Genomic DNA, 13,429 nt, shown 5'->3' with positions numbered 1-13,429 from the left:
TTGAGCCTCTCACCGGATCGAGTGGATCTCCGGGCGCCGCCCCGGTCTGCCGTAACTCGTCGCGCTTGCTCGCAGTTGTCGCTTTACGCGGGAATTGTGAGGGTGCGACGAGGGGAGCGGCACAGTGCGCGGGACCACTCTGGTGCAGGACGGACCGCGGGGCGAACCGGCCGAGCAACCCCCGCCGATCCCCGCCCCGGCACCCGCCCAGGCCGTCGAACTCGGCCCGCGCCGGGTGCGGTTGATCTTCTTCGTGCTCATGCTCGCGCTGCTCCTGGCCGCCCTGGAGCAGATGATCGTCGCGGCCGCGCTGCCGAAGATCGTCGGTGAACTGCACGGCCTGGACAAGATGTCCTGGACGATCACCGCCTACCTGCTGACCTCCACGATCGGTCTGCCGATCTACGGAAAACTCGGCGACCTCCTCGGCCGCAAGGGCGTCTTCCAGTTCGCGATCGTCGTGTTCGTCGTCGGCTCCGCCCTCGCCGGGCGGGCCGAGACGATGGACCAGCTGATCGCCTTCCGCGCGGTACAGGGCGTCGGGGCGGGCGGCCTCATGATCGGCGTACAGGCGATCATCGCCGACATCGTGCCCGCCCGCGAGCGCGGCCGCTTCATGGGCCTCATCGGTGCCGCGTTCGGCCTCGCCTCCGTCGCCGGACCCCTGCTGGGCGGCTACTTCACCGACGAACACTCCTGGCGCTGGTGCTTCTACTTCAACGTCCCCTTCGGCGTTCTCACCCTGGCCGTCGTCACCGTCGTCCTCAAGCTGCCCAAGCCGACGGCGAAGCCCCGGCTCGACGTCCTCGGCGCGCTGCTGCTCGCCGCCGCCTCCACCTGCCTGGTGCTGCTGACCAGCTGGGGCGGCACCGAGTACGCGTGGGACTCGCGCGTCATCCTGGGACTCGGCGCGGGCGCGCTGGCGTCGGCCCTGCTGTTCCTCGTCGCCGAGCACTTCGCGGCCGAACCGCTCATCCCGCTGCGGCTGTTCCGGGACCCGGTCTTCACCGTCACCGGCCTGGTGGGCCTCGTGGTGGGCGTGGCCCTGTTCGGCGCCGCGAGCTATCTGCCCACCTTCCTGCAGATGGTGGACGGCGCGAGCGCCACCGAGTCCGGGCTGCTGATGCTGCCCATGATGGGCGGCATCGTCGGCGCCTCGGTGATCGCCGGGCAGCTCATCAGCCACACCGGCCGCTACCGGATCTACCCGGTCCTGGGCAGCGCCCTGTCCGTCTTCGGCATGTGGCTGCTGTCCCGGCTCGAGGCCGACACGCCCCGGCCGCACTACAGCCTCTGGATGGCCGTCCTCGGCGCCGGCATCGGCATGGTGATGCCCGTCCTCGTCCTCGCCGTCCAGAACTCGGTGCGCCCCGCCGACCTGGGCACCGCCACCAGCGCGAACAACTACTTCCGGCAGATCGGCGGAAGCGTCGGCGCCGCGATCTTCGGCACCCTCCTCGCCGACCGGCTCACCGACGCCCTGGCGAAGCGCCTGCCCGATACGACAGGGCTTCCCGACGCCGAGTCCATCACCCCGCAGCTCGTCCACGCGCTGCCGCCCGAGCTGCGGGACGCGTACATCCGCGCGTACGCCGACGCCATGCCGCGGATCTTTCTCTACCTCGTGCCGGTACTCGTCCTCGGCCTGCTCATCGCCTTCTTCCTCAAGGAGAAACCCCTGGTGTCCCACAACGCCGCCGAAATCGAGCCCGCGCCCGTGAACGCCCCGGTCCCGCAGGCCCGTGCGCCCCACCTCGCCGGAATCCCCGTCTGCGGCACGGTGCAGCACCCCGACGGGACCGTCGTACCGCGCGCGGCGCTCACGCTGATCGACGCCGTGGGGCAGCAGACCGGGCGCGGGGCGAGCGGCGAGGACGGGCGGTACGCGCTGTCGACGCCCGGCTCGGGGGCGTACGTCCTGATCGCCGCGGCCGGGGGACACCAGCCGCAGGCGGTCTCCGTGACCGTCGGCGAGCGGCCCGTCGAGCTCGATGTCGTCCTCGGCGGCGCCGGACGCCTCGCCGGAAGCGTGCTGACCGCCGACGGCACCCCCGTGCGCGACGCCACCGTCACCCTCACCGACGTCCACGGCCAGGTGGTCGCCACCACCCGCAGCGGCCGCGAGGGCGGCTACGTCATCACCGAACTCGTCGCCGGCGAGTACACCCTCGCGGCCGGCGCCCCCGCGCACCGCCCCGCGGCTCTGCCCGTCACCGTGCAGGCCTCCCGGGAGACCCGCCAGGATGTCGAACTCGCGGGCGGCGCCGTGCTGCGCGGCACCGTGCGGGCCGGCGGCGAGCGAAGCGAGATGGGGGTCCCCCCGCCCGGAGGGTGGGGGAGGCCGGTCGAGGACGCGCGCGTGACGCTCCTCGACGCCGCCGGCAACGTCGTGGACACCCTCACCACCGGAGCCGACGGCACCTTCCGGTTCGTCGACCTGTCCTCCGGCGAGTACACCGTCATCGCCGCGGGCTACCCGCCCGTCGCCACCGTCCTCCAGGTCGCCGGCGGCGGCCGTACGGAACGGGATCTCCAACTCGGGCACGAGGACTGAAAACCCGTCAGTAACCCCGACCCGCCTCCCACCGGCAGGTTCTGCCCGGATCGGGGGCGCGGGGGCGCACGCCGGGGTGATCCGCCCCCCGCCGATTCCCGCATTGCCCCACATCACAACCACCCACGGCCGTACGGTGGATGAGGGTGCACAGATCTTGCGGAGCCGTGGGGAGAGAGGGCCTGGGCCATGGACCATGGCACCGAGAGGGACGCAGCTCCCGGCCGCGGGGCCGGGGACGGCGCGGTGGAGCACGCCGCGGCCGGCCGTATCCCGCTGGCCGTCGTCGTGGTGGACCGCGACGGCCTGGTGTCCCACTGGAGCAGGGGCGCGCGACGGCTGTTCGGCGCCGCCAAGGAAGAGGCGCTCGGCCGCCCGGCGGCCGACCTGCTGCCCGTCGCAGGCGCCCTGCCCGACGAGGACGACCCCATGCCGTACGGCGTCTACGCGGCCTACGACGGGCTGGGGCCCGATCTGGAGTCCTCCCTCGACGGCAGGGTCTCCTACCCGGCCGCGGGCCGCGCCCGCATCACGGTGTCCGAACCCGACCGTCTCGACGTCCTGTGGTGGGCCTACCCCCTGGTGGGCCCCGGACGGGAGCGGCTGCTGGTGCTCGCCGCCGACGCGGGCGCCCTGCGCGCGGACGATCCGGACGACGAGATCGCCGGTGAGCGCATCGCGCCCGCCTTCGCGCTGCACACCGACTTCCCGGGCGCCGAGGAACTGGCCCGGCGGCTTGCCGAGATCCTGCCCAGCATGAGCGTCGAGGAAGGCGCCCGCATCGTCGCCCAGATCCTCGAACTGGGCTACCCCGTCCTGGAGTTCAGCCAGAACGACCGGGTGCCCGTCACCCCCGACTGGGGCGTGCCCCGCCGCATCGAACGCAGGGCGCGCCGCGAGCGGGCCGCGCGGGCCGTGGCCGAGGGGCGGCCCGTCCCGCAGGAACTCGCCGACGAGGGCGAGGACCTGGAGTACACCGCCGTACGCGAGCGCCTGGAGTTCCTCACCGAGGTCAGCGGCCGTATCGGCACCTCCCTCGACCTGTCCAAGACCATCATCGAGGTCAGCCGGGCCGTCGTGCCCCGCTTCACCGACGTCGCCGGCACCTATCTGCGGGAGCAGGTCGTCGCGGGCGAGGGGTTCCCCGAGGGGGTGCCGGACACCACCACCATGTGGCACCGGGTCGCCCTCGAACACACCGACGAACCCGGCCGCTGGGACGACGTCGTGCCGGTCGGCGAGGCCATGCCGTTCCCGGCCCACACCCCGTTCTTCCAGTGCATGACCACCGGTGAGCCCGTCCTCGTGCCGCGCATCAGCGAGCAGATGGGGCACGCCATCGCCTCACAGTTCGAAAAGCGCGACATCCGGCCGCTGATCACGGGCCGTTCGATGCTGGTCGTACCGCTCAAGGCCCGCCATGTGGTCCTCGGCTTCATGATCCTGCTGCGGCACCCGGAGCGCGTCGAGTTCAACGACATGGACCGGGTCACCGGCGCCGAACTCGCCGCCCGCGCGGGCCTCGTGCTCGACAACGCGCGCATGTACACCTACCAGGAGTCCGTCGCCGAGACCCTCCAGGACAGCATGCTGCCGCACATTCCGCCGCACATGGCGGGCTGCGACATCGCCACCCGCTATCTGCCGGGCACCCTGCTCGGCCGGGTCGGCGGCGACTGGTTCGACTCGGTGAAACTGCCCGGTGCCCGCACCGCCCTCGTCGTCGGCGACGTCATGGGCCACGGCCTCAACTCGGCCGCCATGATGGGCCAGTTGCGTACGGCCGTACAGACCATGGCCGCCCTCGACCTGCCGCCCGCCCAGCTGCTGCGCAACCTCGACGACCTCGCCCAGCGGCTCGGCGACACCTACCTCGCGACCTGTCTCTACGCCGTGTACGACCCGATCGCGAGCGAGCTGCACATCGCCAACGCCGGCCACATCCCACCGGTGATCGTGCACGCCGAGGACGGCCGCAGCGAACTCCTCGACCTGCCCACGGGGGCGCCCATCGGCGTCGGCGGGGTGCCCTTCGAGTCGGTACGCGTGCGCGTGCAGCCCGGCGACCGGCTCGTGATGTGCACCGACGGCCTGGTCGAGGTGCGTGGCGAGGACATCGGCGTGGGCCTCGCGACGCTGTGCGAGTCCGCCGCCCACCCGGCCGCGTCCATGGACGACGCCTGCGACACCATCATCCGCGCCCTCGCTGCGACGTTTTCAGAAGAGGGCCGCGGCGGCCGCAAGGACGACGTCGCCCTCCTGATGAGCCGCCTCAACGGCATCGAGCCGGACGACGTCGCCGAGTGGCGGCTCTCCCCGGACCCGGTCGAGGTCGGCCGGGCGCGCTCCGTGGTGCGGGAACAGCTCCACGACTGGGGGCTGGCCAGGCTCGCCGACACGGCCGAGCTGATGGTCAGCGAGCTCGTCACCAACGGCGTACGGCACTCCCGCAGCCGTCCCCTCCAGCTGCGCCTCGTTCGCGGTGACACGCTGCTGTGCGAGGTGGACGACGACGACCACGACCTGCCGACCCTGCTGAGCGCCGGTCCCGAGGACGAGTTCGGGCGTGGCCTGCGCGTCGTCTCCACCCTGGCCCGGGAGTGGGGCACGAGCCGGACGAAGGCCGGCAAGACCGTCTGGTTCGAACTGACGTTGCCGCGACGCTGAGGCGCCCCAGGGGCGCACGGGGCGTAAGGGCGTACGCGTGTCGCACCCGGCGTGAAGGATTGCGCCGCGCGCTTGTAGCCGTGACCGGGGCGCGATAGACCGTACTGGCCCGTCACTTGCGGCGGGCCATTGCCGCGTCCTGGGGAGTTGGGCATGAGCGTGACGAGTCGGTACCGGGGGGCCTGGGAGAGTTTCTGGAGCGAAGCTCCCGACGGACAGGGGGCGGTGTTCTGGGACGCGGAGCCCGCGGTGACGGCCGGTCTCCACCTCGCCCTGTTCGAACCGCATGTGACCGCCCCCGCCCTGCCCCTGGTCGACCTGGGCTGCGGCAACGGCACCCAGACACGTTTCCTCGCCGACCGCTTCCGGCACGTTCTCGGCGTCGACCTGTCCGAGGCCGCCGTCGACCGCGCCCGGGACGCCGATCCGGCCGGCCAGGCCACCTACCGGGTGCTGGATGCCGTGGAGAAGGGCGGGGCGGAGTCGCTGCACGCGGAGCTGGGCGACGCCAACGTCTATATGCGGGGCGTGCTCCACCAGTGCGAACCCGACGACCGGCAACCGCTCGTCGACGGGCTCGCCGCGCTGCTCGGCGAGCACGGCCGGGGCTTCCTCGTCGAGCTGTCCGAGGCCGCCAAGCCGATCCTGATGGGCCTGGCCCGGCATCCCTCGGGCCCGCCGCCCAAGCTGGCGCCGATCTTCCGGCACGGCATCGCTCCCGGCGAGGTCTCCGACGACGCGGTGCCCCAGTACCTGGGCACGGCCGGGCTCACCGTCCTGGCCGGTGGCGAACTGCCCCTCGTGACCACGGAGTACACCCCCGACGGCGCCCGGATCGAGCTGCCGTCGAAGTGGCTGGTGGTGGGGCGTACGGTCTGAGGGACCCCCGAACTGGTCCGAGGCGGTGACGGTTGTCCACAGGCCTGACGGGACGTGGCGCGAACGCGTAGCGTGAGTCGGCATGAAGATCCTCATCAGCGCCGACATGGAGGGCGCCACGGGCGTCACCTGGCCGGCCGACGTGCTGCCGGGGACGCCGCAGTGGGAGCGGTGCCGCGCGATGTTCACCTCGGACGTGAACGCGGCGGTACAGGGCTTCTTCGACGGCGGCGCCGACGACGTGCTGATCAACGAGGCGCACTGGACCATGCGCAACCTGCTCCTGGAGCGGCTCGACGACCGGGCGGAGATGCTCACCGGACGGCACAAGTCCCTGTCCATGGTGGAGGGCGTGCAGCACGGTGACGTGGACGGCATCGCCTTCGTCGGCTACCACGCGGGCGCCGGAGCGGAGGGCGTCCTCGCCCACACCTACCTCGCCAACTCCATCACCGGGGTGTGGCTGAACGACGTACGCGCGAGCGAGGGCCTGCTCAACGCCCATGTGGTCGCCGAGTACGGTGTGCCGGTCGTCCTCGTCACCGGCGATGACGTGGCCTGCGAGGACGCGCTCGGCTACGCGCCCGAGGCGCTGAAGGTCGCGGTCAAGGACCATGTGTCGCGGTACGCGGCGGTGTGCCGGACACCGGCCAGGACCGCCGCCGACATCCGCGCGGCGGCCAAGGAGGCGGCCGCGCTGGCGGTGCGTCACCCACCCGTGCAGGCGGGGCCGTTCACCGTCGCCGTGGAGTTCGACGCCGAGCACCTCGCCCTGGCCGCGACCGTCGTTCCGGGTGTCGACCGGATCGGTGAGCGGAAGGTGGGGTACACGAGCGCCACCATGTACGAGGGAATTCGCACCTTCAAGGCGGTCACCACGATCGTCTCGGCCGCGGTGGAGGAGCAGTATGGCTGACGGACAGGCAATGGACGAGGTCGTGACGTTCACCTCCGACCTCATCCGCATCGACACCACCAACCGGGGCGGCGGCGACTGCCAGGAGCGGCCGGCCGCCGAGTACGCGGCCGCGCGGCTGGCCGAGGCGGGCCTGGAGCCGGTGCTGCTGGAGCGAACCAGGGGCCGCACCAATGTCGTGGCGCGCGTCGAGGGCACCGACCCCTCCGCGGACGCGCTGCTCGTCCACGGTCACCTGGACGTGGTGCCCGCCGAGGCCCGGGACTGGAGCGTGCATCCGTTCTCCGGGGAGATCCGTGACGGGGTCGTCTGGGGCCGGGGCGCGGTCGACATGAAGAACATGGACGCGATGATCCTGTCGATCGTCCGGGCCTGGGCGCGCGAAGGGGTACGGCCCCGGCGCGACATCGTCGTCGCGTTCACCGCCGACGAGGAGGCCAGCGCCGTGGACGGCTCCGGGTTCCTCGCGGACGAGCATCCCGGGCTCTTCGAGGGCTGCACCGAGGGCGTCAGCGAGTCCGGGGCGTTCACCTTCCACGACGGTGCCGGGCGGCAGATCTATCCGATCGCGGCGGGCGAGCGGGGCACGGGCTGGCTGAAGCTGACCGCGCGCGGACGGGCCGGGCACGGCTCCAAGGTGAACCAGGAGAACGCGGTCACCCGCCTGTGCGCCGCGATCGCCCGCATCGGCGCGCACGAGTGGCCGCTGCGGCTCACCCCGACCGTCCGCGCCGCCCTCACCGAACTCGCCCTCCTGTACGGCATCGAGCCCGACCTGGGCAATGTCGACCGGCTCCTGGAGAAGCTCGGCCCGGCGGCGAAGCTCGTCGAGTCGACGGTCCGCAACAGCGCCAACCCGACGATGGTGGACGCCGGTTACAAGGTCAATGTCATCCCGGGCGAGGCCGTGGCCCACGTCGACGGACGGTATCTGCCCGGCGGCGAGGACGAGTTCCGTACCACCCTCGACGTGCTGACCGGGCCGGACGTGGAGTGGGAGTTCCAGCACCACGAGGTCGCGCTCCAGGCACCGGTGGACTCGGCGACGTACGCGAGGATGCGGGCCGCCGTCGAGGAGTTCGCGCCGGAGGGGCACGTGGTGCCGTACTGCATGTCCGGGGGCACGGACGCCAAGCAGTTCTCGCGCCTCGGCATCACCGGATACGGATTCACACCGCTGAAGCTGCCGGAGGGCTTCGACTACCAGGCCCTCTTCCACGGCGTGGACGAGCGGGTCCCGGTCGAGGCACTGCACTTCGGCGTCCGGGTCCTGGACCGATTTCTGCGCACGGCCTGAGCGACTGGGGGAGAAATGGAGACGCTGGCGTACGGTTCCTGGCCCTCGCCGATCGACGCGGCACTGGCCGCCGCGCACGACGGGCATCCCGAGTTCGTGGGCTTCGTCGGCGACGAGGCCTGGTGGACCGAGCCACGCCCCACCGAGGGCGGCCGACGCACGCTGGTGCGGCGGCGCACGGACGGCGCGACGGAGTCGGTGCTGCCGACGCCGTGGAACGTCCGCAGCCGGGTCATCGAGTACGGCGGACAGCCCTGGGCGGGGACCGTCGTGGACGGCCGACCGCTGGTGGTCTTCGTGAACTTCGCCGACCAGCGGCTGTACCGGTACGCGCCGGACGGCGACCCCAGACCCCTCACCCCGGTCTCCCCGGTCGGCGGCGGCCTGCGCTGGGCGGACCCGGTGCTGCTCCCGGACCGCGGTGAAGTGTGGTGTGTGCTGGAGGAGTTCACCGGCGACGGGCCCGGCGACGTGCGCCGGGTGCTGGCCGCGGTGCCGCTGGACGGCTCGGCCGCCCAGGACCGGGACGCCGTGCGCGAACTCACCGACGCCCGGCACCGGTTCGTGACCGGCCCCCGGATCTCACCCGACGGGCGCAGCGCGGCCTGGCTCGCCTGGGACCATCCGGGGATGCCGTGGGACGGCACGGAGCTGGTGCTCACCGGTGTCCGGGCCGATGGCACACTCGGCGAACCCCGGACGATCGCCGGCGGGCCCGAGGAGTCGATCGTCCAGGTGGACTGGGCCCACGACGGAGCCCTGCTGTACACGAGCGACCGCACCGGCTGGTGGAACCTCTACCGCGACGGCGAACCGCTGTGCCGGCGCGAGGAGGAGTTCGGCGGTCCGCTCTGGAAGCTGGGCCATCGCTGGTTCGCCCCGCTGGAGAGCGGCCTGATCGCCGTCGTGCACGGCCGCGGCGCCACCGCCCTCGGGATACTGGACCCCGAGACCGCGGAGGTCGTCGACGCGGCGGGCCCCTGGACCGAGTTCGCGCCCACCCTCGCGGTGCACGGCGAGCGGGTCGTCGCCGTCGGCGCCAGCCCGCGCAGCGCCCACGAACTGGTGGAGCTGGACACCCGGACCGGCCGGGCCCGGGTGATCGGCGCCGGACACGACGACGCCGTGGACCCCGCGTACTACCCCGAGCCGCAGATCCGCACCTTCACCGGACCCGCCGGACGCGACATCCACGCCCACGTCTACCCGCCCCACCACCCCACCTGCGTGGCCCCCGGCGACGAACTGCCGCCGTACGTCGTCTGGGCGCACGGCGGACCCACCAGCCGCGCACCCCTCGTCCTCGACCTGGCCATCGCCTACTTCACCTCGCGCGGCATCGGCGTCGTCGAGGTCAACTACGGAGGTTCCACCGGACACGGCCGGGAGTACCGCAACCGGCTGCGCGAGCAGTGGGGCGTGGTGGACGTCGAGGACTGCGCGGCCGTCGCCCAGGCCCTCGCCGACGAGGGCACCGCCGACCGCGACCGGCTGGCGATCCGCGGCGGCAGCGCAGGCGGCTGGACCGCCGCCGTCTCCCTCGCCGCGACCGACGTCTACGCCTGCGGCACCATCATCTACCCCATCCTCGATCTGACCGGCTGGGGCGAGGGCGAGACCCACGACTTCGAGTCGCAGTACCTGGAGACCCTGGTCGGCCCCCTCGCCGAGGTGCCCGCACGGTACGCGGAGCGCTCGCCCACCGAACACGCCGACCAGATCACCGCGCCCTTCCTGCTGCTGCAGGGCCTGGACGACGTGATCTGCCCGCCCGTCCAGTGCGAGCGGTTCCTGGCCCGCATGGAGGACCGGCGGGTGCCGCACGCGTACATCGCCTTCGAGGGGGAGGGACACGGGTTCCGGCGGGCGGAGACCATGACCCGTGCTCTGGAGTCCGAACTCTCCCTGTACGCCCAGGTCTTCGTCCTGAACCCGCCCGGCATCCCGACCCTGGAGCTCGACAAGTGAAGAGATCCGTCCGGCCCTCCAGACTCGCGCCCGGCGCCCGCGTGGCCGTCGTCGCGCCCAGCGGACCCGTTCCCGAGGAGCGGCTGCAGGCCGGACTGGACATCCTGCGCGGCTGGGACCTCGACCCCGTGGTGGGCCCCCATGTGCTGGAGCGGCACGGCGACCTCGACTACCTGGCGGGCACCGACGCGGACCGGGCCGCCGATCTGCAGAGCGCCTGGTGCGACCCGTCCGTCGACGCGGTGCTGTGCGCACGGGGCGGGTACGGCGTGCAGCGGATGACCGACCTGCTCGACTGGGAGGCGATGCGGGCGGCCGGGCCGAAGGTGTTCGTCGGCTTCAGCGACATCACCGCGCTGCACGAGGCGTTCGCCACCCGGCTGGGCCTCGTCACGCTCCACGGGCCGATGGCCGCGGGGATCGACTTCATCAAGAACGCACGGGCACAGGAGCACCTCAAGGCCACGCTCTTCGCACCGGAGACCGTCCGCACGATCGTCTCCGGTGGCAGGACCCTGGCCCCCGGGCGGGCGCGGGGCGTCACGCTCGGCGGCTGCCTGTGCCTGCTCGCCGCCGAACGGGGCACGCCGCACGCCCGGCCCTCCGCGCGCGGCGGGCTGCTGTGCCTGGAGGACGTGGGGGAGGAGACGTATCGCCTGGACCGCTATCTCACCCAACTCCTGCGCGCCGGCTGGTTCGACGGGGTGCGAGGGGTACTGCTCGGGTCGTGGCGGGAGTGCGGTCCCGAGGAGAAGGTGCGGGCGCTGCTCGCCGACCGGCTCGGCGGGCTCGGGGTGCCCGTCGTGGAGGAGTTCGGGTTCGGGCACTGCGACGGGGCGCTGACCATGCCCTTCGGAGTGGCGGCCGAACTCGACGCCGACGCACGCACGTTGACACTCGACGAACCGGCCCTGCGCTGAATCATCGTCAAGAAGACTCCCGTCCCGGTGATTGACCTCCTTTGACACGTGTCACACCCTGACCACTGGCCGGTTCTTACCGGCCGGTAAGCCGAGTTGTCCTCAGCGTGGAGGTCTCGTGTCTCGTCGAGTGCTCGGATACCGCGTTCCGCTCGCTCTCCTGCTCGGTGCCACACTCGCCGCCCTCGCCCCCGCCACCGGCCAGTACACCGTCACGGCCCTGAAGTTCACCGTGCGGGCAGGCGACCGCACCTGCACGATCGACGCCGATCTGTACCGGCCCACCGGTGCCGGCCGCGCCCCCGCATTGCTCGCCACCAAAGTCGCGGCGAGTGACGACGCCTACGTCGGCAACCGGGGGATCAAACCGGTGACCGTGGTCAGCTCGCCCGGGAACACCGGAGTGCTGGAGCTGCCGGTGGCCGGCGGCTGATTCACCCGGTGGGTGGCCCCGCCGCGCGGGGCCGGGTCTTCGGGCCCACCCTGGTCGCATGAGCCCGAAGACCTCCGAGAGCGTCGGTGCCACCAGCGGCAAGGGCGGCCCCGTGACGCCCGCCCGGGCGGTCGTCCTGCTGCTTGCCGTCCTCGCCCTGATCTTCATCTTCGAGAACACCCGCGCCACCAGGATCAGACTGCTGATCCCCGAGGTGACGATGCCCCTGTGGATGGCGCTGCTGGCCACCGGCGTCATCGGCGCCCTGTGCGGGGCGTATTTCATGAAGCGCCGCCGCTAGTCCGTCGTAGGGTGACGGGATGCCGCACACCGCGTCCCGCTATCTCGTCGAGGGCCCCCGCGTGGGCATACGCCACATCACCTACGAGGACGGTGCCGAGTTCACCGCCCGGGCCCGGGAGAGCAAGGAACTGCACCAACCCTGGCTCTTCCCGCCGGACAACGCCAACGCGTTCACCGCGTACGCGGGCCGGCTGATCGAGGACCCGACCAAGGCGGGGTTCCTGGTCTGCGAGAAGGACGGGGGGCACGGCGAGGGGGCCGTCGCCGGGTTCATCAACATCAACAACATCGTCGAGGGCGCCTTCCTGTGCGGGGCGCTCGGATACGGGGCCTTCGCGCATGCCGCCGGGCGCGGTCTGATGCGGGAGGGGCTGGGGCTGGTCGTGCGCTACGCCTTCGGTGGGATGCGGCTGCACCGGCTGGAGATCAACGTGCAGCCGGCCAATACCGCCTCGATCGCCCTGGCCCGCGGTTGCGGCTTCCGCCGGGAGGGCTTCTCGCCGAAGATGCTCTACATCGACGGGGCATGGCGGGACCACGAGCGGTGGGCCGTCACCGCCGAGATGATCCGGAAGTGAGGCCGATGCGTACCAGGGTGGTGCTGGATGCCCCGTCCAATCTCGGGCTGCGTCCGCCCGCGCCGGGAACCGTCCCGGGCTGCTACAAGCTCGCCGGTGCCCTGCGCGAGCAGCGGATCGTCCAGCGGCTCGGCGCGCTGGAGGGCGGGGTGGTGGTGCCGCCGCGCTACGACCGGGGGGACTGGCAGGAGGGCGACGGCGTCTTCAACGCGGCCGCCATCGCCGCCTACACGGTGAAGCTCGCCGACCGTATCGAACGCCATGTGCGCGCCGGGGAGTTCCCGGTGGTGCTCGGCGGTGACTGCTCCATCCAGCTCGGCGCCTCCCTCGCGCTGCGCCGCCTCGGCCGGTACGGCCTGGCCGCCGTGGACGCCTCCGCCGACTTCCGCCACCCCGGCAACTCCGAGCGGATCGGTGCGGCCGGCGGTGAGGAGATGGCGCTGGCGACGGGGCGTGGGCAGGACGACCTGACGAACCTGGAGGGGCTGAAGCCGTATCTGAGGGACGAGGACGTACGGCTCTTCGGCAACCGCGACGCGTTCGAGGACGACCACAGTGAACTCGCCGCCCTCAAGATCCCCGTCGTCACCGTCGGGGACATCCGCGAGTGGGGCGCGGACGCCCTGGCCCGGGCCACGGCCCAAGCCTTCGAGATCCCCGAACTCGACGGATTCTGGGTGCACTTGGACGCGGACGTCCTCGATCCGTCCGTCATGCCGGCCGTGGACAGCCCCGACCCGGACGGACTCCTGCCCGGCGAACTCGTCGAGCTGCTGCGGCCGTTGCTCGCTTCCGCGCACTGCGTCGGGCTGAACGTCACCATCTACGACCCCGATCTCGACCCGGACGGCACGGCGGGCGCCCTCCTCGCCGACATCGTGGTGTCCGCCTTTGCGTAATCCTGACCTGTAGTG

11 protein-coding genes are annotated in these 13,429 nt (G+C 72.2%); all 11 read left to right on the top strand.

Features of this window, described 5'->3' with window-relative positions; all coding sequences use genetic code 11:
- Positions 1 to 124: 124 nt before the first annotated feature.
- The 11 genes from QF037_RS10740 to QF037_RS10690 all read left to right on the top strand — a co-directional run bounded on the left by QF037_RS10740 (position 125) and on the right by QF037_RS10690 (position 13,414).
- On the top strand, positions 125 to 2,554 hold the full coding sequence (locus QF037_RS10740; RefSeq protein ID WP_373463696.1) for an MFS transporter: 2,430 nt from the start codon (positions 125 to 127) through the stop codon (positions 2,552 to 2,554).
- Between the two features lie 189 nt (positions 2,555 to 2,743).
- A complete protein-coding gene (locus QF037_RS10735) occupies positions 2,744 to 5,221 on the top strand; it encodes an ATP-binding SpoIIE family protein phosphatase (protein WP_307023991.1) in 2,478 nt (825 codons plus the stop codon).
- Positions 5,222 to 5,374: 153 nt separating this feature from the next.
- The gene (locus tag QF037_RS10730; RefSeq protein ID WP_307023989.1) at positions 5,375 to 6,100 is read left to right on the top strand and encodes a class I SAM-dependent methyltransferase; all 726 of its coding nucleotides are present in this window, start codon (positions 5,375 to 5,377) and stop codon (positions 6,098 to 6,100) included.
- Between the two features lie 82 nt (positions 6,101 to 6,182).
- Complete coding sequence (locus QF037_RS10725; protein ID WP_307023987.1) at positions 6,183 to 7,016, top strand: M55 family metallopeptidase; 834 nt, start codon at positions 6,183 to 6,185, stop codon at positions 7,014 to 7,016.
- Positions 7,009 to 8,313: a M20/M25/M40 family metallo-hydrolase gene (locus QF037_RS10720; protein WP_307023985.1), complete on the top strand. Its 1,305-nt coding sequence runs from the start codon at positions 7,009 to 7,011 to the stop codon at positions 8,311 to 8,313. Before QF037_RS10725 ends, QF037_RS10720 begins: the two co-directional genes overlap by 8 nt.
- 15 nt (positions 8,314 to 8,328) lie before the next feature.
- Positions 8,329 to 10,281 carry a dipeptidyl-peptidase 5 gene (locus tag QF037_RS10715; protein WP_307023983.1) on the top strand — a complete coding sequence of 651 codons (1,953 nt, stop codon included), beginning with the start codon at positions 8,329 to 8,331 and terminating at the stop codon, positions 10,279 to 10,281.
- Positions 10,278 to 11,201, top strand: coding sequence for a S66 peptidase family protein (locus QF037_RS10710; protein WP_307023981.1), 924 nt, complete (start codon positions 10,278 to 10,280; stop codon positions 11,199 to 11,201). The genes QF037_RS10715 and QF037_RS10710 overlap by 4 nt, the downstream gene beginning before the upstream one ends.
- Positions 11,202 to 11,319: 118 nt before the next feature.
- Positions 11,320 to 11,634 (top strand): hypothetical protein, encoded by a 315-nt coding sequence (locus QF037_RS10705; protein WP_307037828.1) that lies wholly within the window; start codon positions 11,320 to 11,322, stop codon positions 11,632 to 11,634.
- 58 nt (positions 11,635 to 11,692) lie between these two features.
- Positions 11,693 to 11,935: a LapA family protein gene (locus QF037_RS10700; RefSeq protein ID WP_307023979.1), complete on the top strand. Its 243-nt coding sequence runs from the start codon at positions 11,693 to 11,695 to the stop codon at positions 11,933 to 11,935.
- A gap of 19 nt (positions 11,936 to 11,954) precedes the next feature.
- Complete coding sequence (locus QF037_RS10695) at positions 11,955 to 12,515, top strand: GNAT family N-acetyltransferase (RefSeq protein ID WP_307023977.1); 561 nt, start codon at positions 11,955 to 11,957, stop codon at positions 12,513 to 12,515.
- Between the two features lie 5 nt (positions 12,516 to 12,520).
- Positions 12,521 to 13,414 (top strand): arginase family protein, encoded by an 894-nt coding sequence (locus QF037_RS10690; RefSeq protein ID WP_307023975.1) that lies wholly within the window; start codon positions 12,521 to 12,523, stop codon positions 13,412 to 13,414.
- The last annotated feature ends 15 nt before the right edge of the window (positions 13,415 to 13,429 follow it).

Source organism: Streptomyces canus (genome assembly GCF_030815415.1).
Taxonomy (GTDB): domain Bacteria; phylum Actinomycetota; class Actinomycetes; order Streptomycetales; family Streptomycetaceae; genus Streptomyces; species Streptomyces canus_F.
This window is presented reverse-complemented; position numbering and strand designations above follow the sequence as displayed.

Coding starts and splice junctions, on each gene's coding strand:
- QF037_RS10735 (WP_307023991.1), top strand. CDS start 2,744: ATGGACCATGGCACCGAGAGGGACGCAGCTCCCGGCCGCGGGGCCGGG.
- QF037_RS10730 (WP_307023989.1), top strand. CDS start 5,375: ATGAGCGTGACGAGTCGGTACCGGGGGGCCTGGGAGAGTTTCTGGAGC.
- QF037_RS10690 (WP_307023975.1), top strand. CDS start 12,521: ATGCGTACCAGGGTGGTGCTGGATGCCCCGTCCAATCTCGGGCTGCGT.
- QF037_RS10715 (WP_307023983.1), top strand. CDS start 8,329: ATGGAGACGCTGGCGTACGGTTCCTGGCCCTCGCCGATCGACGCGGCA.
- QF037_RS10725 (WP_307023987.1), top strand. CDS start 6,183: ATGAAGATCCTCATCAGCGCCGACATGGAGGGCGCCACGGGCGTCACC.
- QF037_RS10700 (WP_307023979.1), top strand. CDS start 11,693: ATGAGCCCGAAGACCTCCGAGAGCGTCGGTGCCACCAGCGGCAAGGGC.
- QF037_RS10720 (WP_307023985.1), top strand. CDS start 7,009: ATGGCTGACGGACAGGCAATGGACGAGGTCGTGACGTTCACCTCCGAC.
- QF037_RS10695 (WP_307023977.1), top strand. CDS start 11,955: ATGCCGCACACCGCGTCCCGCTATCTCGTCGAGGGCCCCCGCGTGGGC.